The organism is Pseudomonas sp. V98_8, from assembly GCF_029967975.1.
GTDB classification, from domain to species: domain Bacteria; phylum Pseudomonadota; class Gammaproteobacteria; order Pseudomonadales; family Pseudomonadaceae; genus Aquipseudomonas; species Aquipseudomonas umsongensis.
Window position 1 is genome coordinate 159741 of sequence record NZ_JASCAE010000005.1, and the last position, 25681, is coordinate 185421.

Genomic DNA, 25681 nt, shown 5'->3' on the forward strand with positions numbered 1-25681 from the left:
CAGGGAATGACGTGCACCACAAACCCCTTGTGGGAGCGAGCCTGCTCGCGAAGAGGCCAGTAGCGACACCCTATTCCAGCATCTTGCCCAGCAACCAACTCCCAGCCGGCCCCGGCGGATGCAAGCGTGACCACAGCGCATCCACCGACACCGTTTTTGGCCAGCCACGCACCTGCAGCTCTTGCAAGGTTCCCGGGCCGAAGCGTGCTACCAGCCAGCGTGGCAGCGGTGCCCAGCCAAAACCACCCTGGGCCATTTCCAGCAGCATCAAATAACTCGGCGCCGACCAGACGCGCCCCTTTGCACGGCTCTCATACGGATTGACGATGGTCGCCAGGCGCAGTTCGCGATGCTGTTGCAGTACGTCCTGGTCGATGTGTTCCAGCGTCGCCAGAGGATGTTGGGGTGACACGAACAGGGCGATTTCCGTGCGTTCATCCACCGTCGAATTGACCAGGTCCGGTGGATAACTGTCCTGCATTTCGGCGAAGGCTATCTGCGCCCGGCCACTCTGCACCAAGGCCACCAGATCGTCGCATTCGGCGATCAGGCATTCGAGCTCCAGGTCCGGATAACGCTGTTCGAACGCACTGAGCGAGGCTTCGAATCGGTCGGATTGATAAGTGTCCGAGAGCGCCACGGTCAGCTTCGCCTCGACGCCTTGGGACAGTTGGCTGGCGGTCATTTCCAGGCGGCTGGTGGCGGCCAGGATCTCTTCGGCCCGTTGCAGCATCACGTGCCCGGCCGGGGTCAGGCTGGGCTTGCGGCTGCTGCGGTCGAACAGCGTCAGGTTCAGATCGATCTCCAGGCTGGCGACGGCGGCGCTGATGGTCGACTGGCTGCGGCCCAGCTTGCGCGCTGCCGCGGAAAATGAGCCTTGGGTCGCCGCCTGGACGAACGCCTGCAACACTTCCTGGGACGCCATGAACTATCGCCTTGATCGATGGTTATTGGTTATGAAGTATCGGTCTGAAGCCGGATGATGGCAATCATCGTCACTCAAGGAGTCAGGCCATGAGCGCCAATAAATCCATTACCGAACGTATTTTCCAGGCCATTGGTTTCGAACTGTTGGCCATCCTGATTTGTACGCCTTTGCTGGCATGGATCATGGATAAACCGATGGTGGAAATGGGCGTCGTCACCGTTGTCATTGCCGTATTGGCCCTGGCCTGGAACGTGGTTTTCAACGGCCTGTTCGACCGCGTGCTCAAGCGTTTCGCCATTGCGCACAACGCCTGGGTCCGGGTGGTGCACGCGCTGTTGTTCGAAGGCGGGTTGGTGGCGCTTGGCGTACCGCTGATTGTCTGGTGGCTGAACATCAGTTTGTGGCAGGCGTTCCTGCTCGACATTGGCGTGCTGCTGTTTTTCCTGCCGTACACCTACGTTTACCACTGGGTGTATGACGTGGTGCGCGAGCGGGTGGTCATTCGCGCGACGTCCAACGCGTAATCTGCTGATACCATCTTTTGAATACGCTCGCGTTTTCTGTAGGAGCTGGCTTGCCAGCGAAGACGTCCGAAAGACCAGCGCCAGGCTGGAGGACGCCTTCGCTGGCAAGCCAGCTCCTACAAAGGATTGGCGTTAAAACAGTTGGGTGAACAGCCAATAGAGACTGCCCGACAACACAATCGCCGCCGGCAAGGTCAACACCCAGGCCATCAGCAGATTGCGGATGGTCTTCATCTGTAAGCCACCGCCATTGGCGACCATGGTCCCGGCCACCCCTGAAGACAGCACATGGGTGGTCGAGACCGGCAAGCCGAACAGGTCGGCGGCACCGATGGTCAGCATGGCCACGGTCTCCGCCGAGGCACCTTGCGCGTACGTCAGGTGGGTGTTGCCGATTTTCTCGCCCACGGTCACCACGATACGCTTCCAGCCGACCATGGTGCCCAGGCCCAGCGCTATCGCCACGGCGATCTTTACCCACAACGGGATGAAGCGCGTGGCGTTGTCAATTTGCTGCTTGAACAGCTGCAGTTTGCCGGTGGTGTCGGCGTCGAAGTTACCGACCTTGTTCTTGTCCATCAGGCGAATGGTTTCGCTGGTCAGGTACATGTCGTTGCGCACGTTGCCCATGGCCTCGGCCGGCACTTTGGACAGCGAACCATACCCCTTCACTTCGTTGCCGATGTTGCCGGCCAGCGCCGCGAGGGCGGGGATCAGTTGCGGCGTGACATCCTTGCTGCGCACGTAATCGGAGAGAATCGCTCGCGGGTCGGCCGGAGCCGGCAACGGTGCACTCTTGACCAGCGCCTGTTGGGTCACTTCAGCCACCGCGGCGAACTGCAACGCCTGATCCGCGGGCATGGTGCGGTTCAGCGCATACGCCATCGGCAAGGTCCCGACCAGGATCAGCATGATCAGCCCCATGCCTTTCTGACCGTCATTGGAGCCGTGGGCGAAGGACACGCCGGTGCAGGTCAGGATCAACATGCCGCGAATCCACCACGGCGGCGGGGTATTGCCCTTGGGCGCCTTGTACAGCGCGCGATTCTTGACGAAAACCCTCAAAGCCAACAGCAACAGCGCGGCGCAGACGAAGCCGACCAGTGGCGAGAGCAACAAGGCGTAGCCGACCTTGGTCGCCTGCGCCCAGTCCACACCGCTGGTGCCGTCACGCCCGTGCATCAGGGCATTGGCCACGCCGACTCCGATGATCGAGCCGATCAGGGTGTGCGACGACGATGCTGGCAAGCCCAGCCACCAAGTACCGAGGTTCCACAGGATCGCGGCGATCAACAGGGCGAAGATCATGGCGAATCCGGCCGAGGAACCGACTTGCAGGATAAGCTCTACCGGCAACAACGCGATGATGCCGAACGCCACCGCGCCACTGGACAGCAGCACCCCGAGGAAGTTGAAGAACCCGGACCAGACCACCGCGAAATTCGGTGGCAGCGAGTGCGTATAGATCACCGTGGCAACAGCGTTGGCGGTGTCGTGGAAACCGTTGACGAACTCAAAGCCCAAGGCAATCAGCAAGGCCACGCCCAGCAGGAGGAATGGCGTCCAGGTGGTCACCACCGTGCCGAGTTCACTCACGTCGTGCATCAGGCTGTAGGCGGTGAACAGCAGCCCGATACTCAGTACTGCAAAAAACACCACCAGGGTGAATACACCGGGCTTCTTGTCGAAATGTGGATGGGCGCTACGGGCGGGCGCCGGGGCGGCAACAAAGGAGGGGCTGGCCATGCCGGACATTCCTGGGAAGGGTAGGAGTGTCGCCCATGATCGTTGCGAAGTATTACAGGAGAACTGCGCTGGATCAGGGTTTGGTTTTTTTGCGGCGACCACCCGTCGAAAGATCGCTCGCGTCTACAAATCCTGACGCTTGCGAAACGCCCAGCGTCCTGCAATCAGGGTAAAGGTCGCAACCAGCGCCACCAGAATCCAGAACCCCTCCGGGTCCTGTGAGAGCGGCACCCCACCCACGTTCATGCCAAAGAAACCGGCAATGATGTTGATCGGCAGGGCCAGCACCGTCACCACCGTGAGGGTGAACAGGGTGCGGTTACTCTGTTCGTTGAGGTTGGCGGCGATTTCCTCCTGCAGCAGCTTGATCCGTTCGCCCAGCGCCGTGAGGTCGTTGATGATCAGCGCAAACTCCTCGGTGGACTTGCGCAACTCCTTGACGTCTTCCTTCTGCAACCAGGGCGGCGGGCGATTGAGCAGGCGCAGCAACGAGCCGGGCTCCAGCGCCAGCAGGCGTTGCAGACGCACCAGCACCCGACGATTGGCCCCCAGTTCCGCACGGTTGGTCGACAGGCGCGAGGACAGCAGTTCATCTTCGACCTGATCCACGCTCAGGCTGGTCTTGCGCACGATCTGGGTCAGCACTTCGCCCTGGTCACGCAGCAGATGCACCAGCAACTCCAGCGGCGAGCGGAAGCATTCACCGGCCTTTACCGACGAACGTAGCTTGTCCACCGAATGCAGCGGTTGCAGGCGTGCGCTGATGAGCAGGCGACTGCGGGCGCAGACCCACAGGGTCGAGACATCCGAGGACGTCATGCTGCTGAGGTTGAACACAACGTCGTTGACCACCGCCAGCAATGCCGAATCCACATGTTCGATGCGCGTCGACCGTGAGCCCTCATGCAGGGCCTCGAAAAACTCGTCGGGCAGTTCCAGATGGCTCTTCATCCAGCGTTCGCACGCGGCATGGGCGAGGTTCAGGTGCAGCCAGAGAAATTGCTCGGTGTCTTGCGGATGTTGCAGGTACTGCAAGGCCCTGGCCGAATCGATCTCCTGGCCGCGCTCACCGGGACGAAAGCTGAAACCGTAAAGCAGGCCGAACAGATCCGGATCGCGATGACTGTGATCGATGCTGTGGTTCATGAGGGCTCGCATGGGGGGGCGCCTGTCGCGTGTTTTACAGGTTCACGTGAGCCGCATCATCGCAAGGCTGGATGACGAATTTGTGACCTCGGCCAGATCGGCCACTCAAACGCAAAAAAGCCGCACGAGGGGAAATCGTGCGGCTTTTTGTGGTGTGCATCAGTCGTCTTTTTTGTTCTTCAGGACTTCGCCGGTGGCGGCATTCAGGTCCACGTCCCATTCAACTTTGTTGGCATCGAGCAACTCGACTTCGTACTCATAGCCGTTGAAGTGGTTGTCCAGCTCGCTGTCAGTAATCGTGGCACCCGGGTGCAGCTTCATTACGATCTGGTTCAGCTCTTCCAGCGGCTTGATCTTGCCATCCTTGACCAACTGAGGGATCTGGTCGACGGGCACGTCTTTGGCCTGGGCCAGGCCGGCGGTGAAGGTCAGGGCGGCAGCGGTGAACAGTGCGGTCAGGGTTCTCATGAGGTTCATTCCTTGGGTGAGCCGTTTAAGTGGGATCAGATTAATTGTGGCAACTTAATTCACGCTTAAATTCCCTTGAACCGAATGATCAATATCCATTATTGCGTAGCACCTGCGCCACACTTGCCGTCGCCGGGCGCTTGTAGAACTTGAGCAATTCGCTGGCGCGGTTGGTGAAAATACCGTCGACCCCGGCATCCATGACCTTCTGGAAGTCCGCCGCTTCATCAAGAGTGTAGGCATGCACCAGCAGGCCCTGATCGTGGGTGTACTGGTTCATCCACGGCTGCACCAGGTCGGCGTAGCTCTGATCGCCACCGTGGGTCAGTGCAGCGGACGGGCCTGTGCCGATCGCACCCTGGGACTTGGCGTAGTCGACCCAACGCTGGAATTCGGCTTGGTCTTTCGGTTGCTGTCTAGCGTAGTAAGCGGCCTTATCCTTCTCGCCGGACTCGGCAAAGCTCACTGTCGATTTTGGCTCGATGCTGCCTTCGCCGACCCACAGCAACAGGATCTTCGGCACCTGCGGCATTTCCTTTTGCAACAGTTCGAGGCTGCTCTTCTCGAAGGTTTGCAGCACCACCTTGCCTTTGCCCTGGCCAACGCCCAGTGCGCTTTTGGCCAGTTTCGACCCCGCCGGGCTCAGCCAGCCGCGATCCTGGAGTTTTTCCTTGAGGTCGTGTTCGATGCCGGGAAACTGCTTTGGCTCCTTGGTTTCGATATACAGGCCAGGCTTGTGCAGTGGATTGCCCTGGGCGATGTCGATGATTTCATCGAGGGTGAGGATTTTCAGGCCGGCAAACGCAGGCTGCGCGCGATCCGGATAGGCCGTGTTGAACCAACTGCCGGCGTCCAGGGTTTTCAGCTCGGCCATGGTGAAAGCGTTGGCCGGGCTGTCCTTGCGTTCGGGGAACTTGCTGGCGACGTCGGTGGTGCGTTGCAGATTATTGTCATGCAGGGCGAACAGCACGCCATCCTTGCTGCGCTGCAGGTCCAGTTCCAGATAATCGACGCCCAGGTCGCGGGCCAATTTATAGGCGGCCGCGGTGGATTCCGGTGCATCGAAAGACGCGCCACGGTGGGCGATCACCGCCGGGTGTGGAATGCCCGCGCGGGTCGCCAATGCGGCGGGGCCGGGTTCGCTGGCGGCTTGGGCTTGGCCCAGGACTAGCAGCAAACTCAGGAGCAGGGCGCTTTGGGTGAAGGTGGCCGGCATGGTCGAGATCCTTTCGCGATAGGTTTCAAAGAGGTCTCTTTTAACAAGTGAACCGGACAAGCGCTATCGTCAGACCGACATAAACCTGTTCAAAGCAGATGTTTACCGCGCTTTTGTGCACTGTCGCTGCTTTTGCGTTTCTTGCCCCCTCACGCCCTGAGGCTGTCACAGGTTATCGGAGCGCCAGCTGAAGTTGCCGTAGGCCGATCACGTTTTTGTCTCGTCCTTGCGCACGAGATGCTGATGCAATTCTGTGGTCAGGTTCTCGATGCGCTCGCTGAGGGCTTTGGTCATTTGCGTAAGGCGAGTGTTTTGCTCAAGCAGCTCCAACAGTTGTGCGGTGTTTTTCGCCGCTTCCGCCTGTCGTTCACTGTTGGCGATCGCCAGTGCTTCGCGGTGCTGCGCATCGGCATCGGATTGGGCTTTGTCCCGTGCGGCCTGGCGGGTCTGGGCCAACAGAATCAAAGGGGCGGCATAGGCCGCTTGCAGGCTGAAAGCCAGGTTGAGCAGGATGAACGGGTAGGCGTCGAAGTGGGTGAAACCAAATAGATTCAGACACATCCAGATCACCACGATCAGGGTTTGCGCACCCAGAAAAGTCGGTGTGCCGAAGAACCGCGCAAAGGCTTCGGCACGCAGGGCAAACTTGTCATTGCCAAAGGTTGGCGCCAGATGGGCATGTGCGCGATGGAACCGCAGGTGATCGACGGGGGTGGGGGCTTCGTTGCTCGAGGAGGTCATGATGCTCTCTGCAGGGCGCTAGGACTGAGATTCACTATAGCCTCAGCGCGAGTTTCATTCTGAAACACATTCCCCCGTAAAAAACGGCGCGATCAATCGTTCGGAGACCCGTCGAATTGTCATTTATTGCAACTCGTAGCAGGCCAGGAACATGTCCAGCGCCGATTCCACCACAGTGCTCCGCATCTCGGCCGACAAGCCCGGCAACCCCATTGAGATCTGCGGCCAAAAGGCAAAGGACTTGAGCATTCCATAGACTTGTTGCGCGGCAAACGCCGGGTCGAGCGCTTTCAAGCGTCCATCGGCCTGGGCGGCGCGAATCCACAGGGTCAGGTTTTCTTCGCGCTCACCCAGTCGGGTCACCATACTTTGCGCGCGCTCGGGAGAATGAATAGTGGCGGCTATGGCCACCCGCGCCAGGTCGAGCAGATTTTCATCACTCAACATCTGCAGCTTCGCCGTCAGTACCTGGCGCATCTGTTCTCGCAAGGGCAGGTCGGGGCGGTAGAGCGCTTCCTGTTCCTCGGTTATTCGTACCCATAGTTGATTGAGGATTTCGGCGAATAACTCCTCCTTGCTGGGGAAGTGGTTGTACACCGTGCGCTTGGACACCCCGGCGGTGGCGGCAATCTTGTCCATGCTGGTGATGTCGAAACCATTGGCACGGAATTCGACAATTGCCGCCTGAATGATGGCTTCGCGTTTACGGTCGGTGAGGCGCTGTGGAGCTGTCATAAATACGTTTCGGCAGGAAAAAAGGAAAATTACACTCAGCAGTTTACTTGTCGACGGCTTTGCTGCAACCTTAAAACTACACTGTGCAGTGTAATGTTTTGTTAATCCTGCCCGGTAAAAATAGCGTGTTCGGCTGATGCGTGCGTGCCTTGGCCATTTATCGTCCCAAAACGAAAAATCAGGAAACCAGCGGTTTTTCTGGAGTCATTTCCTCATGGCCAAATCAACTCCCCCGGCGAACGGCACCTCCAGGCCTGAAGCTTCCCGACAGGCTCAAGGGCAGTTTCAAAACCATAGGCCGATAAAGCATTTGAGCCTTGGCAAAACCCTGCGCATCCTCTGGAATGCGATGTTTCACAAACCACGCAACACCCGCCCGACGGCGCCTGTTCCAGTGCAACCGTTGACGCAAGCGGCATTGATGGCGGCGCCCAACCACAGCGTCTATCGCCTGGGCCATTCCACTGTACTGCTCAAGCTGCGGGACAGATTCTGGATTACCGACCCGGTGTTCGCCGAGCGTGCTTCCCCCGTGCAATGGGCCGGCCCCAAGCGTTTTCACCAGCCGCCGATCAGCCTCGACCAGTTGCCGCCGATTGAAGCGGTGATCCTGTCTCACGATCACTACGATCATCTGGACTATCACGCTGTGCGTAAGCTGGCCGACAAGGCCAAGTATTTCCTCACCCCGTTGGGCGTGGGCGACACCCTGGCCAAGTGGGGTATCGACGCCAGCAAAATTCGCCAACTGGACTGGTGGCAGGGCACTGAGGTCGAGGGCATCCATTTCGTTGCCACCCCCTCGCAGCACTTTTCCGGTCGCGGCCTGTTCGACGGCAACAGCACCCTCTGGGCCTCTTGGGTGATGATCGATGGCGATACGCGGATCTTCTTCAGTGGCGACAGTGGCTACTTCGACGGCTTCAAACGTATCGGCGAACAATACGGCCCTTTCGACCTGACCCTCATGGAAACCGGCGCCTACAACGTCGACTGGCCCCATGTGCACATGCAGCCTGAGCAAACCCTGCAAGCCCATCTCGACCTCAAGGGTCGCTGGCTGCTACCGATTCACAACGGCACCTTCGATTTGTCGATGCATGCCTGGTACGAACCCTTCGACCGCATCCTGGCCCTGGCGTGGGAGCGCAATGTCTCGATCACCACGCCGCGGATGGGCGAGGCATTCAATGTGCTGGCTGCCAAGCGCGGCATTGCGTGGTGGTATGAAGTCGAAGAGCAGCTCTACCAGAATCAACAAAGCCTCGGGTGATGCAGCTACAAAAAAGAGGCGAGCGTTCCTGGATGGATCGGGTCGTAGCACCAGTATTGAAGCTGCGACCTTACTCAACCATTGCAAAATCTTCCCGCCCCACCGGATTCGGCGTAGACCCTTGCACATTCATCCCTCTACCCGGCGCAAACCCCGGGAAGAACACCAGCCCCTCCGATTCAAGCCGATACGCCAATGCCAGGCGAGTGACATCCAGCACCTCCTGCCGCGCCTCGAAGCGCTCAATGGCTTGCACCGAAACCCCGGCTTCGCGGGATAACGTTCCCACGCTCCAGCCCAACATGGCTCGGGCCTGGGCGCAGTGGGCCGGGGTGAACTGGAAGAGGGCGATACGTTCCAGGGTGATTTTCATCGCTTGAGAGGCCATGGGGTTCTCCGGGCTCGAGAGTATTGATTTCAAATGTACTGTGTTTTTGTACAGTTGTTTTCGATCCGGATCAAACGCATTTTTCGATTTTAACTATTTCCTGCCCATGGCCAGACGGAAGTTTGCGGGCTCACCACTGCGCGCGATGTGCTCCCAGTTCAGATGCCGCGAGCGTCCACTGCACCGGCGTCCCGGTGATTTTCAGCGGCACGTGCAAGCGATGCGCCGGGCCCCATGGCGTTTGCTCGACCAGCATGCCCTGATCGTGCTCATCCTCGGCCCGTAGTGGCGTGTTGTTGCCGGGACCGTTATCGATCAACAGTTTTGCCGTACGCGCCAATGACAATCGCGCCGAACCACCCTGTCCGCTGTTCAAGCGTGCTGCCAATAACCTGATCGCACTGGCCGCCATCAAATAACCGGTGGCATGATCGAGCGCCTGCAGCGGCAAGGGTGTCGGTTTTTCCGCCTGCGTGAGGCGCATACCCGCGTCAGCGATGCCGCAGCTCATCTGCACCAGGCTGTCGAAGCCGCGGCGGTTCTGCCACGGGCCACTCCAGCCGTAGGCGTTGAGGCAAACGTCGATCAGGCCAGGGAACCGTTGCTGGCGTTCGGCGGCACCGAAGCCCAGACGCTCCAGGGCATCGGCGCGGTAACCGTGGAGCAGGACGTCGGCGTCCTTGAGCAGGCCTTCGAATACCAATCGATCGGATTTATCGTGCAGATCCAGGCGTGCGCAACGCTTGCCCAGTGTCATTTCCGGCACTACGCCCGGCTCGTTCCAGGAGGGTGGGTCGATGCGCAGCACATCAGCGCCCAGGCCCGCGAGAAAACGGCTGGCGACGGGGCCAGCAAGCACGCGGGTCAAGTCCAGCACCTTGATGGCGGCCAGTGGTCGCGCTACCGAACCTTGCCAGGGTGTGCCGGGTCGGTTGTGGCCGGCGATGAATTGAATCAGCGGTTCAGCGTTGACCGCGAGCCCTTGCGCATGGACCTGCCACTGGTCCCAACTGCGCATTTCGGCGGCACAGCCACCGGCTTCGACCACGGCCTGTTCCAGATCACTCTTGGCCCATTGCGCCACTTTGCTGGCCATCGCCTTGCGGTCGACGCAGGCGCCCAACACCGATTCGGCGGCGGCGCGGTGATGGGGCGCATTGGTGTGCAGGCGGATCCAGCCATCTTTGGTGGCGTAGTCACCGGCGATCGGGTCCCACAGCGGTGGTACGTTCCAGCCTAGCGGGCGGATCGAACTGGAGAACCAGAATGACGCCAGGCGCCGGTCGACTTCCAGGCCGGGCAAGCGACCGGTTTGCTGGTGCAACAATTCGCTGACAGCCTGGCCGGCGGCCGCGATGCTGGCGCAAGCCAGGTCGGTGGCGGCAAACACCGAAGGCAGGGCGCCGCTGGAAGTGAACGCAACAGGGGTGTGCGGCATGCCGAGTTCGGCTTGAATGGACGTGAGCAGATCAGTCATCGACGGGCCCTCCGGAACGAGAGCCCGAGCATAAATCAAAAAACCTTTACACCCTGAACTGATCCATCAGTTTCATCTGCTGGGTGGTCAGGGCATTGAGCTGGCTGCTGATCTGCGCCGATTCGGTGGCTTGTCCGGTCAGGGTTTCGGTGACGGTACGAATCGCCGAAACGTTGCGGTTGACCTCTTCAGCCACGGCGCTTTGCTGTTCGGCGGCGCTGGCGATCTGCAGGTTCATGTCGCTGATCACCGTGACCGCGTCGCTGATTTTACCCAGGGCCTTGACCGCTTGCTGGATCTGCCCGGCGTTGCTGTGGGCCTGGGTCTGGCTCGAGTGCATGGTGGCGACCACGCCGCGGGTGCCGCTCTGGATGCGTTCGATCACCAGGCGAATTTCTTCCACCGAGTCCTGGGTGCGCTTGGCCAGGTTGCGCACTTCGTCGGCGACCACTGCAAAACCGCGCCCGCTCTCGCCGGCACGGGCGGCTTCGATCGCTGCGTTGAGCGCCAGCAGGTTGGTTTGTTCGGCGATGCTGCGGATGACTTCCAATACCGAACCGATCTGCTCGCTGTTGACCGCCAATGCCTCGACTTCAGTCACGGCCTTGCTGACCTCGTCGGCCAGTTGATTGATGTCACGGGTGCTGCGCTCGATGATCTGCATGCCATCGCGGGCCGACTGATCGGCACCCTTGGCCGCGTTGGCGGCGTTCGATGCGCTGTTGGCGACGTCGTGGGCGGTGGCGCTCATTTCATTGGACGCGGTGGCGACCTGGTCGATTTCGCGAAATTGCACCTGCATGCCTTCGCTGGTCTGGCGGGCGATTTCCGAAGACTGGTCGGCGGTGCCGCGGGCATCGGTGATGCTCTGCTTGATCTGCGCGATGGTCGGCTGCAGCTTGTCGAGGAAACGATTGAACCAGTTGACCAGTTCGCCCAGCTCATCCCGCTTGCCGTAGTTCAGCCGCTGGGTCAGGTCGCCGTCGCCACTGGCTATCGCCTTGAGCATTTGCGCCACGCTGTTGATCGGTCGGGTCACGCCCGAGGCGGTCAGCCACATCAGCAGCAGGCCAATCAGGCCGGCAATGATCGCCACGCCCACGGCTTTGATCGTGCCGCTCTGCTGGGCGTCATCGAGTACCGCTTGCAGTTTTACCGAATCGGCCAGCAGCACTTGCCTGGGCAGGTCGATCACCACGGCCCACGCCTTGGCGTCGGCAATCGGACTGACCGGGTACACCGCCCGAATCAGGTCGCCTTGTTGGAGAATCTTCGGCGCACCGCTGGCAAGCAATTGCAAGATGTCCTTGCCGTCCGCACCGAGGGTGTCACCGATGCTCTTGCCTACCTTCGTCGGATCGACGCTGTACGCCGCCACCACACCGGTGCCGGAAACGATCAGCATGTGGCCGGCGTTGTTGAACAACTCACGCTGGGAGTCGACCGCCGCTGCTTGCAGCGCGTCGAGGGCGATGTCGATACCGACTACGCCGATGGACTTGCCATCCACCAGCAGCGGCACGGAAATGGTGGTCATCAACACTTCCTTGCCGCCAACGGTATCGGCATAAGGGTCGAGCAGGCAGGTGCGCTTGCTGTCCCGAGGGCAGGTGTACCAGACGTTGTAGGGCGTGCCGCTGAGGTTCAGGGTGGTCTTGGTCATGTCCTCCTCGACCATGATCGTGTTCAGCGCTTCTCCCCCGGCACGGCTCCAGTAAGTGGCGAAGCGTCCGGCTTCGTTGGATTGGCGGGCCGCGTCATTGACGAACTCACTGTCCTTGCCGTCCAGGCCATTGGGTTCGAATGCCAGCCAGATGCCCAGCACTTTGCCGTTGCGCTCGAAGGCGGTTTTCAGGCTCTGGTTCAACTCCTCACGCAGGGCGCCGGGTTCAAGCGACCGCTTGGCGGCCATGTTGCGCATGTCCTTGATCTGGTCCGCCAGGGCGGTCACCACGGTCTGGGTTTCAGCAAAAGTCTTCTGCACCCGCACCCCTTGCTCGGCGGCCTTGGCCTGCAGCAGGTTCTGCACGCTCTCGGTGAGCATCCTGCTACTGGAAGCGCTGACCAGTTCATCGTTCTGATTGGTCTGGTAGAGGTTCATGCCCACTATCGAGGCGACCACGCCAAGCAGGCACAGACCGGACAGCAGGACGATTTTCAGGCGGATGGACAGTGAGTCGAACATAGGGCGAGCTCGCGAATGGATGAGGGGTCGGCTGTGAGCCATTGCGGCTCGACACGCCAAATCCATTTAGCGCCATTCAATGCACATCGGCCTGGGGCACAGATTGCATGAGCGGGCTGCCGACGAACGGTCATGATTAAACGTTTGCGCGGAAAAATGTGCCGCAAAGTGGATAAAAAAACGGAGAAAGTCGCGGCGACCTCTAAGGTTCTCGCGCCAGTGACTCCGGTCGCGACCAGATCCACAAATTGCCCAGGCCCATCCCGGCAATCGCCAGGTAGATCGGCCAGCCGTGATCGAGCATGACCAGCATCAACGTGGCGCACAGCAGCATGCTGACGGTGGCGCTGACCTTGGCCCGGCGCGCGATGATCTTGCCGTTGCGCCAGTTACCGAGAATAGGGCCGAACAGCCGATGATTTTCCAGCCAGGCGCTCAAGCGCGGCGAGCTGCGGGTGGCAGCCCAGGCGGCCAACAGGATGAATTCGGTGGTCGGCAGGCCGGGTATGACGATGGCGACCAGGCCGATGGCGAGGCTGACATAGGCCAGCAGACCGAAGAGGAGGCGGGCGAGTTTGGAGGAGGCAGGCATGGGGCGCTTGATCGAAATTTATGGACTGACTCGATCCATTGTGGGAGCGGGCTTGCTCGCGAAAGCGCAGGGTCAGTCACATGGATGTTGGATGTGCTGCCGTCTTCGCGAGCAAGCCCGCTCCCACAGGGGAAAGGTGGTGTGTCAGGCGATTTCCGGGGTGCTGGCGTAGGCCTGTTCCAGCAACACCGTGAAGCGGTTGAAGGCATCGATGGCGCCTTTGTCCAGCTCGGATTCTTCCTGGGCGCTGAGTTCGAGTCCGTCCAGGGTCTTGACGAAGTTTTTCCAGCCTTGCGCACGACCACCGGCCGGTTCGCCGAGGTGACGGGCACCGAAGGTCTCGCTCAGGCCAAGGCCCACAGCGCGCTTGATCAGGAACGCGGCGCCCAGCTTCGAGCCTTCAGAGACAAAGAGCCAGCCCAGCGCCTGCGCTGTGCTCGGGTTGTGCACGGCACCTGCGACTGGCGCCGGTACTTCGGTTTCCAGGTCTGCCAGGTCCGCCTTGGCGGCCTCGGCACGGCAGCGTTCAGGCAGGTCGGGGACGATGGCGGTCAGTTCGGCATCGTTGTACAGCGCCACCAGCTCCGACTGAAACAGGTACTGCGCCACTACGAAGCGGGCGAAATTAGCCTGGGTTTCGAACGGTGCGTGGGTTTTGACCAGGGCGTCGAGTTTGCCGTGGGGTTCATGGGTGATCTGGTTCAGGCGTTGCGAGCGCAAGGCCGGGCGTTGAGTCGAGTCCTGAGTCATGGGAAATCCTTGAGAAAGAGAAGTGCCTGGTAACGAGACGAATGAGCAGGGGCATGACAGTAAAAATCCTCGCCAGGCGGCTTTATCAAGTCGCATGGCGAGGCAGTCGGGGTCAGATATCCCACACCAGATTGATCGCGAAATTGCGCCCAGGCTGGGTCAGGCGATCGAGGTTGGCGGGCTGTGTCACCGAGGCTTCGCCGACGCTGTCGTAGCCGCGTACGTCATCCCACTGCCAGTACTTTTTGTCGGTCAGGTTGTACAGGCCGGCATTCACGGTCAGGTCGTCGGTCACCTTGTAGAAACCCGCCAGGTCGAGCACGCCGTAACCCGGTGTCTTGAACTGCGTGCTGGTGCCGTCCGGGGTGTTGAAGCTGGTGCTGTCGACCCGCGTCTTGCGTTTGACCAGGGTCCAGCTCAGCAATGTGCCGTACTTGTCCTGGTCATAGCCCAGACCGAATACGCCGGTCAGCGGGTTGATGCTGTTAAGCGGTTCGCCGCTGTCATCGTTGCGACCATACAGGTAGGCCACCGAGCCCTGTGTGTAGAGGCCGCTTGGCGCGCCGAAGGCATCCAGGTTCAAGCGCCCCTTGAGCTCCATGCCCTTGATGGTGGCGTGCTTGATGTTGTTGCTCTGGAACGTGGTCTCGGTGTAGCCGGGAGTAATGGCGTTCTCGTCGATGAAGTCGCGATATTTGTTGTAGAACACCGCGACATCGAAAGTACCGGCCTCGAACTGCCCGCGCAGGCCGGTTTCATAACTCTTGCTCTTTTCTGGTTCGAGGTCGGGATTGGGCGCGACCTGATAGCCGCCAGCCAGGTTTTCGAAGCGACCATAGAGAGCCTTGGCGGTCGGCGTGCGGAAGCCTTCAGCGTATTGGCCGTACCAGGTGTAGTTGTCATCGAAGCGGTAAGTCGTGCCGAATTTCGGTGACAGGCGATGCCAGGTTTTTTCGTCGTCGTTCACCTCACCGTTGCCGCTCTGGTCGGCAGTGGCCAGGAACTCTTTGGTCAGGTGCGGCTTGAGCTGGGTGTAGTCGTAGCGCAGGCCGGGCACGAAGGTCCAGTTGTTCCAGGCGATCTGGTCCTGGGCGAACAGGCTGTAGGTGTTGATGGTCGGATCCGGAAAATCACTGGCCGGGGTCAACGTGTCGGCAGCGCTTGCAGCACCCATGACGCGACAAGCACCGGCCACGGTCAGGCAGGTGCCGCTACCGGTGCGCAGGCCGGTGACTTTGTCCTGCTTGATGGTGGTGCCATAAGTGATCACATGGTCGGTGTCGGCAATGCCAAACGCCTTGTCAGCCTGGGCATCGAATACCCATTGGCGATCCTTGTAGGTGGTATCGCGGTTACGCAGCACCGTACGTGACGGTGCGTAGATTTCTTCGGTGCGCTGGTCGGTCTTGGCAATCTGGTAATTCAACGTCCACTTGATGTTGTCAGCCAGGAGGCTGTCCACGGCAAAACGGTGATCCAGGCCGAAGCGCTCGCGGGTGATGGTGTCGTTGCCGGTGCGCGATTTATAGAAGCCGAAGCCGCGTCCTGCGTTGAACGGGCCACCCACGGCGCTTAGCTGATTGGTGTCGCGATCGTCCTTGTAGTGCTCGTAAGTCAAGCCGAAGCGCGCATCGTCGGCGTAGTCCCAGCCGAGCTTGACCAGCACGTTGGTGGTGCGCACGTCCTCGGGGTTGGCTTCGGTGCGGTCCAGGCCGGTTCCGCCCGTTTCGCCATGGGACTGCGTTTCATGGCCGTTGCGCTGGCTCAGGTGCAGCAAGCCGTCGAACTCTGCGGTGCGACCGGCCACGGTGCCGGAGGTGAGCCAACTTTCATCGGCCGAGCTGTAGCCGGTCTTCAGGCGAGCACCGACGTCCTGGCCTGGCTTGATGATGTCGTCCGGGTCCAGTGTGTAGTAGCTGACCGCGCCACCAATGGCGCTGCTGCCGTACAGCACCGAAGCCGGGCCGCGCAGGATTTCCACGCGCTTGACGATTTCCGGGTCGACATAGTTGCGGTTGGTCTGTGCGTACGGACCATTGAAGAAACCATCGGGCACCTGGACCCCGTCGACCTGGGTCAGCACACGGTCACCGTCGATACCGCGGATGTTGTAGCCGGAAAGGCCCGCGCGGGTACCCGTGCCGCCTCCCGATACACCCGGTTCGTAGCGCACCAGATCCTTGATGCTGTTGACGTTGTTGCGGTCGAGTTCCTCGCGGGTGTGGACGGTGACGGTGCTGGGCACGCTGCTCACGTCCTGTTCCTGGCGCGTGGCGCTGATGGTCACCTGTTCCAGGTTCAGGGTCCCGGCGCTGCTTCGGCGCTCCAGCACGATGTTGTTGTTGCCGAGTTTGCGATAGCTCAGGTTGGTCCCCACCAACAGGCGATCCAGGGCTTTTTCCGCTGGCAGCGATCCGCGCACGCCCGGTGAGTCCATCCCTTGCGCCAGTTCGGCTGAAAAGCCGAGCTGCCAGCCTGTCACGGCGGTGAACGAATTGAGTGCCGACACCAGCGACTGTGGCGCAATGGCGAATGCGTAATCGCCCATTTTGCGCGCCGACTGTTCAGGGGCCGTGGCGGCCATGACCGGCACAGCACCGGCCATCAGAATGGCGGCGGTCAGCAGCGACAGTACGCAAGAAGGTGAACTAACTGGGCGGGTAAGGCGAGAGGACATCGATAGCGCTCCGTGTCGCACGAATCTTTATAGGTGCTGATTGGCATGTAGAGATGCGAATCAATTGCATTGGCTATAACGAGACGTACGAGGTTCAGCTATCGAGTAAAAATAATTCTCATTTAGTTCAAGATGACCAGCGCCGGGTATTCCTTGAGCTGTGCCGAGGTGATGTGAGCCAGCGAGCGGACCACGTCCAGCGGCTGGTCGAGACGATAATTTCCGGTCACGGCAACATTCGCCAACTGCTCATTGTTGTTGATGATCCAGCCCGGATAGTAGCGACGCAGCTCTGCCAGCACCTGGCTCAGCGGGCAGTTTTCAAACACCAGGCGACCCTGGACCCAGGCCAGGTCGGTGGCCGCATCCAGTTTGGCCGGCTGGTCGAAACCATTGGGGCCGATGCGGATGCTTTCCCCGGCTGTCAGGCGCACCCTGGCGTCGTCGCCGGTGGCGCGCAAGTCGACATCCCCGCGCTGCACTCGAACCTGGGTTATGCCGTCGAGGTAACGCACGGCGAATGCCGTATCGCGAACACTCGCGGTAACCAGGCCCGCGTCAATTTCCAACGGCAGACCGCGATGCGGCTGCACGTCGAAAAACGCCTCGCCCTGATACAGACGGGCCACGCGCTTCTGGTCGTTGATGGTGCTGGAAAACGCCGAGTTGGTATTGAGCAGGACTTTCGAACCGTCCTCCAGTTGCAGGCGCTGGCGTTCACCGACCACGGTCAGGTGGTCGGCCTGCAGGCGCATCGGCAGATTGCTGAAGCTGAACAAACCGAGGATCAGCACGGCGGCGGTGGCCAAGGGTTTCCAGTGCGGGCGCAGACGCGACAGCACAGTGACTTTGACTGGGCGCGAGGCCAGTTTTTGCGCGCATTGCGTGACTTGCGCACCGTTCCATATCGCCTGCGCCCTGGCGAATGCCTCGGCGTGCGCAGGATCGGCCGCGAGCCATTGGTGGAACTGGCGGGACTGTTCTTCGCTCGGGCTGTCCAACACGATCAGCCAGTCCAGGGCCTGGTCCATCGCCTCGGCTGTGGCCTGCGCCGGTGAGGGCGAAGGGGCGCGGTGGGTGTCCGTCACGGGGTTTCCTCGGCGTGTCTGTGCAGCTGTTTTTTTAGTGGAGCGCAAAAGAGGGCCAAGGGTAGCCCTGATGAACAAGGTCGTCGAGCCACGGGTGGCTCAGTGGCCATTCGACCGGTCGGCGACGCCGATGCAGATGGTCATGATCAACTTCAGCTCCTTCTGCACGGTACTGAGTGAGACGCCGAGTTTCTCGGCGATCTCCAGATAGCTATGGCCGTGCAGGCGGCTGAGGATGAAAATTTGCTGCTGGCGGGAGCTGAGTTGACTGAGGCGCACGTTCAAACGCTCGAGCAATTGTTCGGCATGGGCGGCGTCCTCGGCACTGCTGGCGGGGGCGGCAATACTTTCCACCACGTCCGGTGGCACGTCATCGACCATGGTGCGCGAGTGGATGCGCCGCGCGCGCAAATGGTCCAGTGCCAGGTTGCGGGCAGTCTGGAAAACGAAGGGTTCCAGGTGATCGATGGCCCGCTCGCCGAGTGCACGGCTCACCCGCAGGTAGGTCTCCTGCAAGAGGTCTTCGGCGGTGCTGTGGTTGTTGACCATCCGTTCCAGCGTGCGCAACAGAGAGATTCGCTGGGAGATGAAGACGTCGTTGAAACGCGATTGACTCACGGGAGGACCTGATCCATTTCGAGTGAATGATAATGCTTATCATCCGCTCGAATGGTCAAGCCTTGATTTGTGAAGGACTACGCCCGACCCTGCAGATACATGGGGTAATCCGGAATCCGATGCCCGTGTGCCTGATCCATCAGCGGGCTGCTGAGCAGGTAGTCGGCGCTGCATTCATTGCACGCCACGGGAATGTTCCAGACCGCCGCGACCCGTAGCAATGCCTTGATGTCCGGGTCGTGTGGCTGAGGTTCGAACGGGTCCCAGAAGAACACCAGCATGTCGACCCGTTGCTCGGCGATTCGCGCGCCGAGCTGTTGGTCACCGCCCAGCGGGCCGCTGATCATGCTCTCCACCGGCAGGTCGAGGCGTTGTTGCAATAACAAACCGGTGGTGCCGGTGGCGACCAGTTCATGTTGCGCGAGCCGGTCTTTCTGCCGTTCCGCCCAGTCCAGCAAAAACACTTTGCAGTGGTCATGGGCGACCAGGGCGATACGCTTGCGCGCTGCCATGGTTTTTTGGGTAAACGTAATGCCGATCATGGGTACAGCTCCAAAGCTTTATGCGTCCTGTGTAGGAGCTGCCGCAGGCTGCGATCTTTTGATCTTTTTTCTAAAAAGCAACATCAAAAGATCGCAGCCTGCGGCAGCTCCTACAGGATTGCGTCAACGCGGAACGAGTCGTCGTAATTCATCGCTTATTCGGCGTTGCACAGCGCCAGGCAGTTATCGAGCATGCGGTTGGAGAAGCCCCATTCGTTGTCGTACCAGGCCAGCACCTTGAGCAGCTTGCCGCTGGACTTGGTGTGGTTGGCGTCGAAGATCGACGACAGCGGGTTATGGTTGAAGTCGCTGGAGACCAGCGGCAAGGTGTTGTAGCCGAGAATTTTCGAGTGCTGGCTGGCCTGCTTGAGCAGCGCATTGACCTCTTGTGCGCTGGCTTCTTTTTTCAGCTGCACGGTCAGGTCGACCAGGGATACGTTGATCACCGGCACGCGCACCGCCATGCCGGTCAGTTTGCCCGCCAGCTCCGGCAGCACCAGGCCGACCGCTTCAGCCGCACCGGTCTTGCTCGGGATCATGTTCTGGGTGGCCGAACGGGCGCGGTACGGGTCGGTGTGGTAGACGTCGGTCAGGTTCTGATCGTTGGTATAGGCATGGATGGTGGTCATCAGGCCACTTTCGATGCCCAGTTCGCGGTGCAGCACCTGGGCCACCGGGGCCAGGCAGTTGGTGGTGCACGAGGCGTTTGAAATTATCTGGTGCGACTGGCGCAGAATGTCGTGGTTGACGCCGTAGACCACAGTGGCGTCCGCACCCGTGGCCGGGGCCGAGATAATCACTTTGCGTGCACCGGCCGTAATATGCGCGGCGGCTTTGGCGCGGTCGGTGAACAGACCGGTACATTCGAACACAACATCAATCTTTTCCGCGGTCCAGGGCAAGTCGGCCGGATTGCGAATGGCGCTGACCGCGATACGGTCGCCGTTGACGGTCAGGCTTTCCTGATCATGCTGGACATCGGCGTCGAACGTGCCGTGAACCGTGTCGTACTTGAGCAAATGCGCATTGATTGCGCTGTCACCCAGGTCGTTGATGGCGACGATCTGCAAATCCTGGCGATAGCCTTGGGTATAGAGTGCTCGGAGGACGTTGCGACCAATACGGCCAAAACCATTGATTGCGATTCGTAGAGTCATTTGTCAGCGCCGCCGTCGTTTTGTTGTTGGAATTACAAGATTATTCGCAAAAAAATAGAAAACAAGCCTTTTTAATGGCAATATTTTGTTCAATCTACAACGAGTGACCTGAATCAACTGGTCCGAATGGTCAGAAAAGCCGTCTGTCATCCCATCGACACCGGTGTTTGATCAGCATAGACAATCAGGTCGCCACATCCGTTAGCCTGGAGTTCTACACATGCATCCCCGCGTACTTGAGGTCACCGAACGGCTTATCGCCCGCAGCCGCGCCACGCGTGAGGCTTACCTTGCACTGATCCGTGATGCCGCCAGCGACGGTCCGATGCGCGGTAAGCTGCAATGCGCCAACTTCGCCCACGGCGTGGCCGGTTGCGGCAGCGACGACAAGAACAGCCTGCGGATGATGAACTCCGCCAACATCGCGATTGTTTCGTCATATAACGACATGCTCTCGGCGCACCAGCCGTACGAAGTCTTCCCGGAGCTGATCAAGAAAGCCCTGCGCGAAATCGGTTCCGTCGGCCAGTTCGCCGGCGGCACCCCGGCCATGTGCGATGGCGTCACCCAGGGCGAGCCGGGCATGGAACTGAGCCTGCCGAGCCGTGAAGTGATCGCGCTGTCCACCGCCGTGGCGCTCTCGCACAACATGTTCGATGGCGCGCTGATGCTCGGCATCTGCGACAAGATCGTGCCGGGCCTGATGATGGGCGCGCTGCGCTTCGGCCATCTGCCGATGATCTTCGTGCCGGGCGGACCGATGGTGTCGGGTATTTCCAACAAGCAGAAAGCCGACGTGCGCCAGCGCTACGCCGAAGGCAAGGCCAGCCGTGAAGAGCTGCTGGAGTCGGAAATGAACTCCTACCACAGCCCTGGCACCTGCACCTTCTACGGCACCGCCAACACCAACCAGTTGCTGATGGAAGTCATGGGCCTGCATTTGCCGGGTGCTTCCTTCGTCAACCCGAACACGCCATTGCGCGACGCCCTGACCCGCGAAGCGGCGCACCAGGTGACGCGCATTACCAAACAGAACGGCGACTACCTGCCGATCGGCGAAATCGTCGACGAGCGTTCGCTGGTCAACTCCATCGTTGCCCTGCACGCCACCGGCGGCTCGACCAACCACACCCTGCACATGCCGGCGATTGCCATGGCGGCGGGTATCCAGCTGACCTGGCAAGACATGGCCGACCTCTCCGAAGTCGTGCCAACCCTGAGCCACGTCTACCCGAACGGCAAGGCCGACATCAACCATTTCCAGGCCGCGGGCGGCATGTCGTTCCTGATCCGCGAATTGCTGGACGCCGGGTTGCTCCACGAAAACGTCAACACCGTGCTGGGTCACGGGTTGCGCCGCTACACCATGGAACCGTTCCTCGATAACGGCGAACTGGTCTGGCGCGAAGGCATCACCGAAAGCCTCGACGAAAGCATCCTGCGTCCGGTTGCCCGGGCGTTCTCGCCGGAAGGCGGCCTGCGTGTGATGGAAGGCAACCTCGGTCGCGGCGTGATGAAGGTGTCGGCCGTGGCATTGGAAAACCAGATCGTCGAAGCGCCGGCCATGGTGTTCCAGGATCAGCAGGACCTGGCCGATGCGTTCAAGGCCGGTTTGCTGGAGAAGGATTTCGTCGCGGTGATGCGTTTCCAGGGGCCGCGTTCCAACGGTATGCCGGAACTGCACAAAATGACGCCGTTCCTCGGTGTGCTGCAGGATCGCGGCTTCAAGGTTGCCCTGGTCACCGACGGGCGCATGTCCGGCGCGTCGGGGAAAATCCCGGCGGCCATCCACGTCAGCCCCGAGGCTTACGTGGGAGGGCCTTTGGCGCGGGTGCAGGAGGGCGATATCATCCGCGTCGATGGCGTCAAAGGCACCCTGGAGCTTAAGGTGGACGCCGAAGAATTCGCAGCGCGCACGCCGGCCAAGGGTTTATTGGGCAACAACATCGGCACCGGTCGCGAACTGTTTGGTTTCATGCGCATGGCCTTCAGCTCGGCAGAGCAGGGGGCCAGCGCCTTCACTTCTGCCCTGGAGACGCTTAATTGAAACTGGCTTTGGTCGGTGACATCGGTGGCACCAACGCACGGTTCGCGTTGTGGAAAAACCAGCAGCTGGAATCGGTCCAGGTGCTGGCGACGGCCGACCATGCGAGCCCGGAAGAGGCGATCAGCCTCTATCTGGACGGGCTTGGCCTGGCGCCGGGTGCGATCGGTTCGGTGTGCCTGTCGGTGGCAGGCCCCGTGAGCGGCGACGAATTCAAGTTCACCAACAATCACTGGCGCCTGAGCCGCAAGGGTTTTTGCCAGGCCTTGCAGGTGGATCAACTGCTGTTGGTCAACGATTTTTCGGCCATGGCTCTGGGCATGACGCGTTTGCAGCCGGGCGAATTCCGCGTGGTCTGCGAAGGCACGCCGGAGCCGTTGCGCCCGGCGGTGGTGATTGGCCCGGGCACGGGCCTGGGTGTCGGCACCCTGCTAGATCTCGGGGAAGGGCGTTTTGCCCCGCTGCCGGGGGAGGGCGGTCACGTCGATCTGCCGCTGAGCAGTCCGCGCGAGACTCAACTGTGGCAGCAGATTTTCAACGAGATCGGACATGTCAGCGCCGAAACGGCATTGAGCGGCGGCGGTTTGCCCCGAGTCTATCGGGCGATCTGTGCGGTGGACGGCCACGAGCCGGTGCTCGACACGCCAGAAGCGATTACGGCTGCCGGTTTGGCGGGTGACCCGATTGCAATGGAAGTACTCGAGCAATTCTGCTGCTGGCTCGGTCGCGTGGCGGGCAACAACGTGCTGACCACCGGTGCGCGCGGTGGTGTGTACATCGTTGGCGGGGTGATTCCACGCTTCGCCGATTTCTTCCTCGAAAGTGGTTTCGCCCGGTGCTTTGCCGACAAGGGATGCATGAGCGATTACTTCAAAGGGATACCGGTGTGGCTGGTGACGGCGCCGTATTCGGGGCTGGTTGGCGCGGGTGTGGCGCTGGAGCAATCAATCCCGACCTGAAATGCGATCCAGTGTGGGAGCGGGCTTGCTCGCGAATGCGGTTTCATATTCAACTCATTCGTTGACTGACACATCGCATTCGCGAGCAAGCCCGCTCCCACAGTTGTTTCTGTGGTGTTTGTAAAATCGGTGCTTAAGGCATAATCCGCCCAATTCAAACAACAAGGACGCCGCCCCGTGAGCTCAGTCAACAAGTCGATTTTGTTGGTCGATGACGATCAAGAGATACGCGAGTTGCTGGACACCTACCTGACCCGCGCCGGGTTCCAGGTGCGTACCACACCCGATGGAGCGGGCTTTCGCCAGGCCCTCAACGAGGCCCCCAGCGACCTGGTGATCCTCGACGTGATGCTGCCGGACGAAGACGGTTTCAGCCTGTGTCGCTGGATTCGCCAGCACCCGCGCCAGTCGCAGGTGCCGATCATCATGCTCACCGCCAGCTCCGATGAGGCCGACCGGGTCATCGGCCTGGAACTGGGCGCCGACGACTACCTTGGCAAACCCTTCAGCCCTCGCGAATTGCAAGCGCGCATCAAGGCGTTGCTGCGCCGGGCGCAGTTCGGTCAGGAGCGCTCCGGCAGCGAAGTGCTGGCCTTCGATGACTGGCGCCTGGACATGGTCAGCCATCGCCTGTTTCACATCGATGGCGAAGAGGTGATTCTGTCCGGTGCCGATTTCGCCCTGTTGAAGCTGTTTCTCGACCACCCGCAGGAAATCCTCGACCGCGACACGATTGGCAACGCCACCCGTGGCCGCGACTTGATGCCTCTGGATCGCATCGTCGACATGGCGGTCAGTCGCTTGCGCCAACGCCTGCGCGATACGGAGAAACCACCGCGACTGATTCGCACCGTACGGGGCAGCGGCTATCAGTTGGCAGCCAGTGTGGTTGCCTCCAATGGTCACTGATTTCTTGCGCAAGCTGGCCGGCCGCGTGCCGGTGCCACGCTCGCTGCTCGGGCGCATGTTGTTGCTGACGCTGCTCGCGGTGTTGTTCGCCCAGGCGTTGTCGAGCGTGATCTGGGTTTCCCAACTGCGTGCGACCCAGCTTGAAGGCCTGGTCACCAGTGCGCGCAGCCTCGCTCACTCGATGAACGCCAGCGTCAGTTACCTGCGCTCGTTGCCGGTGGCGTACCGCCCGTTGGTGCTCGACCAGCTGCGCAGCATGGGCGGCACGCGTTTCGTGGTGACGCTCAATGACAAACCCCTGGGCATGGAAGTGCTGCCGATCACCCCGCGCAAGGAGGCGGTGATCAACGCGGTGGACGAAGTGCTGCGCCAGTCCCTGGGGCAGGACACCGACATCTCGGTGACCTTTGTCAGCCCCGAAGACCTGCGGATCTTCAATGGCGGTCTCAAGCTCGACGAACTGCCGCGTTCCTGGGCGCACTACGCATTGACCCTGGAACCGGTGAACCCGCCGGTGCTGGTCACGCAGATCCAGATGGCGCCGGGGGAATGGCTGTACATCGCCTCGCTGCTGCCCGAACCCTACACCAGCCTCGAAGAGCAGGGTCTGCCGGCGCAGCAAGTGTGGTTCATCGTCCTCACCAGCGGTTTCCTGCTGTTGTTCATCGGCCTGCTGGTGCACTGGCAGAGCAGGCCGCTCAAGCGCCTGGCGCGGGCGGCGCGCGACCTGTCGCTGGGCGCCGACGTCGAGCCGGTGGCCGAAGGTGGCGGCAGTGAAGTGGTCGAGGTCGGCCGCGCCTTCAACACCATGCGCGAACGGATCAGCCGTTACCTGACCGAACGCAGCCAGTTGTTCAGTGCGATTTCCCACGACCTGCGCACGCCCATCACCCGTTTGCGACTGCGCGTCGAGTTGTTGGAAGACGAAAAGCTGCAAGCCAAGTTCGGTCGCGATCTGGATGAGCTGGAGCTGCTGGTCAAGGGCGCACTGCAGTGTGTGAAAGACACCGACATCCACGAGAACATCGAACCGGTGGACCTTAATCATGTGCTCGAGTGCCTGGTGGAGCCGTACCTGTCGCCCACCGGTAACGGTCGCGTGACCCAGCAAGGCCGTGCCCTGGCGGCCTATCCGGGCAAACCGCTGGCGCTCAAGCGTTGCATCGGCAACCTGATCGACAACGCCCTGAAGTACGGCCAGAACGCCCACCTGTACATCGACGATGACGACAGCGCCTTCGTCCTGCATGTAGACGATGAAGGACCGGGGGTTCCGGAGCAACGGCTGGAGCAGGTGTTCGAACCGCACTTTCGTTTGGCCGGGCAGCAGCAGGGGTATGGGTTGGGCTTGGGGATTGCGCGCAACATTGCCCATAGTCATGGCGGTGAAGTGAGCCTGCAAAACCTGCGTGAAGGCGGGTTGCGGGTGACGCTGCAATTGCCGCGTTCCGTCGATTGAAACACGAGACCTGTAGGAGCCGGCTTGCTGGCGATGGCGTCCTTGAAAACGCCATCGCC

General features: G+C 60.7%; 23 protein-coding genes. 6 read left to right on the forward strand and 17 right to left on the reverse strand.

The genetic code is table 11. The features are described from left to right. Positions 1-70 precede the first annotated feature (70 nt). A complete protein-coding gene (locus QLG10_RS05505; protein WP_110748806.1) occupies positions 71-925 on the reverse strand; it encodes a LysR family transcriptional regulator in 855 nt (284 codons plus the stop codon). An 89-nt stretch (positions 926-1014) separates the two neighbouring features. On the opposite strand from QLG10_RS05505, the gene QLG10_RS05510 reads away from it, so the two are divergent. Continuing rightward, positions 1015-1452 carry a multidrug/biocide efflux PACE transporter gene (locus QLG10_RS05510; protein ID WP_282485992.1) on the forward strand — a complete coding sequence of 146 codons (438 nt, stop codon included), beginning with the start codon at positions 1015-1017 and terminating at the stop codon, positions 1450-1452. A 132-nt stretch (positions 1453-1584) separates the two neighbouring features. On the opposite strand, the gene QLG10_RS05515 is transcribed toward QLG10_RS05510, so the two are convergent. The 6 genes from QLG10_RS05515 to QLG10_RS05540 form a co-directional block, all read right to left on the reverse strand. After that, positions 1585-3198, reverse strand: a complete 1614-nt coding sequence (locus QLG10_RS05515; protein ID WP_282485994.1) for an inorganic phosphate transporter — start codon at positions 3196-3198, stop codon at positions 1585-1587. Between the two features lie 123 nt (positions 3199-3321). After that, on the reverse strand, positions 3322-4344 hold the full coding sequence (locus tag QLG10_RS05520) for a transporter (RefSeq protein ID WP_110749056.1): 1023 nt from the start codon (positions 4342-4344) through the stop codon (positions 3322-3324). Between the two features lie 159 nt (positions 4345-4503). Further along, positions 4504-4812 carry a PepSY domain-containing protein gene (locus QLG10_RS05525; RefSeq protein ID WP_020797061.1) on the reverse strand — a complete coding sequence of 103 codons (309 nt, stop codon included), beginning with the start codon at positions 4810-4812 and terminating at the stop codon, positions 4504-4506. An 88-nt stretch (positions 4813-4900) separates the two neighbouring features. Further along, positions 4901-6028, reverse strand: coding sequence for a glycerophosphodiester phosphodiesterase (locus tag QLG10_RS05530; protein WP_282485996.1), 1128 nt, complete (start codon positions 6026-6028; stop codon positions 4901-4903). A 207-nt stretch (positions 6029-6235) separates the two neighbouring features. Further along, positions 6236-6769: a DUF1003 domain-containing protein gene (locus tag QLG10_RS05535; RefSeq protein WP_188264683.1), complete on the reverse strand. Its 534-nt coding sequence runs from the start codon at positions 6767-6769 to the stop codon at positions 6236-6238. Between the two features lie 123 nt (positions 6770-6892). Beyond that, positions 6893-7504 (reverse strand): TetR/AcrR family transcriptional regulator, encoded by a 612-nt coding sequence (locus QLG10_RS05540; protein WP_282485999.1) that lies wholly within the window; start codon positions 7502-7504, stop codon positions 6893-6895. A 214-nt stretch (positions 7505-7718) separates the two neighbouring features. Between QLG10_RS05540 and QLG10_RS05545 the strand changes: the two genes are divergently transcribed. Then, positions 7719-8777 carry an MBL fold metallo-hydrolase gene (locus tag QLG10_RS05545; protein ID WP_282486001.1) on the forward strand — a complete coding sequence of 353 codons (1059 nt, stop codon included), beginning with the start codon at positions 7719-7721 and terminating at the stop codon, positions 8775-8777. 70 nt (positions 8778-8847) lie between these two features. Here the strand turns inward: QLG10_RS05545 and QLG10_RS05550 are convergent, their stop codons facing one another. From QLG10_RS05550 to gap, 10 genes are all read right to left on the reverse strand, one after another. Further along, on the reverse strand, positions 8848-9165 hold the full coding sequence (locus QLG10_RS05550) for an XRE family transcriptional regulator (RefSeq protein WP_188264686.1): 318 nt from the start codon (positions 9163-9165) through the stop codon (positions 8848-8850). 130 nt (positions 9166-9295) lie between these two features. Beyond that, complete coding sequence (locus tag QLG10_RS05555) at positions 9296-10642, reverse strand: CoA transferase (protein ID WP_282486004.1); 1347 nt, start codon at positions 10640-10642, stop codon at positions 9296-9298. Between the two features lie 46 nt (positions 10643-10688). Beyond that, entirely contained in the window at positions 10689-12827 is a 2139-nt protein-coding gene (locus QLG10_RS05560; protein ID WP_282486006.1) for a methyl-accepting chemotaxis protein, read from the reverse strand. A gap of 202 nt (positions 12828-13029) precedes the next feature. Further along, on the reverse strand, positions 13030-13419 hold the full coding sequence (locus tag QLG10_RS05565) for a YbaN family protein (protein WP_110748828.1): 390 nt from the start codon (positions 13417-13419) through the stop codon (positions 13030-13032). Between the two features lie 144 nt (positions 13420-13563). Beyond that, the gene (locus QLG10_RS05570; RefSeq protein WP_110748830.1) at positions 13564-14169 is read right to left on the reverse strand and encodes a biliverdin-producing heme oxygenase; all 606 of its coding nucleotides are present in this window, start codon (positions 14167-14169) and stop codon (positions 13564-13566) included. Between the two features lie 112 nt (positions 14170-14281). Then, positions 14282-16846: a TonB-dependent receptor gene (locus tag QLG10_RS05575; protein WP_282486009.1), complete on the reverse strand. Its 2565-nt coding sequence runs from the start codon at positions 16844-16846 to the stop codon at positions 14282-14284. A gap of 122 nt (positions 16847-16968) precedes the next feature. Next, entirely contained in the window at positions 16969-17934 is a 966-nt protein-coding gene (locus QLG10_RS05580; protein ID WP_110748833.1) for a FecR domain-containing protein, read from the reverse strand. Positions 17935-18033: 99 nt separating this feature from the next. Next, positions 18034-18552: a sigma-70 family RNA polymerase sigma factor gene (locus QLG10_RS05585; protein WP_110748835.1), complete on the reverse strand. Its 519-nt coding sequence runs from the start codon at positions 18550-18552 to the stop codon at positions 18034-18036. 77 nt (positions 18553-18629) lie between these two features. Next, a complete protein-coding gene (locus QLG10_RS05590) occupies positions 18630-19094 on the reverse strand; it encodes a methylglyoxal synthase (RefSeq protein WP_020797047.1) in 465 nt (154 codons plus the stop codon). A gap of 155 nt (positions 19095-19249) precedes the next feature. Then, positions 19250-20251, reverse strand: a complete 1002-nt coding sequence (gene gap, locus QLG10_RS05595; RefSeq protein WP_282486013.1) for a type I glyceraldehyde-3-phosphate dehydrogenase — start codon at positions 20249-20251, stop codon at positions 19250-19252. A gap of 220 nt (positions 20252-20471) precedes the next feature. On the opposite strand from gap, the gene edd reads away from it, so the two are divergent. The 4 genes from edd to QLG10_RS05615 all read left to right on the forward strand — a co-directional run bounded on the left by edd (position 20472) and on the right by QLG10_RS05615 (position 25622). Then, positions 20472-22298: a phosphogluconate dehydratase gene (edd, locus tag QLG10_RS05600; RefSeq protein ID WP_020797044.1), complete on the forward strand. Its 1827-nt coding sequence runs from the start codon at positions 20472-20474 to the stop codon at positions 22296-22298. Beyond that, positions 22295-23254: a glucokinase gene (locus tag QLG10_RS05605; RefSeq protein WP_110748838.1), complete on the forward strand. Its 960-nt coding sequence runs from the start codon at positions 22295-22297 to the stop codon at positions 23252-23254. Before edd ends, QLG10_RS05605 begins: the two co-directional genes overlap by 4 nt. A 177-nt stretch (positions 23255-23431) precedes the next feature. Beyond that, a complete protein-coding gene (locus QLG10_RS05610; RefSeq protein ID WP_020797042.1) occupies positions 23432-24163 on the forward strand; it encodes a response regulator transcription factor in 732 nt (243 codons plus the stop codon). Further along, entirely contained in the window at positions 24153-25622 is a 1470-nt protein-coding gene (locus tag QLG10_RS05615; RefSeq protein WP_110748840.1) for an ATP-binding protein, read from the forward strand. Before QLG10_RS05610 ends, QLG10_RS05615 begins: the two co-directional genes overlap by 11 nt. The last annotated feature ends 59 nt before the right edge of the window (positions 25623-25681 follow it).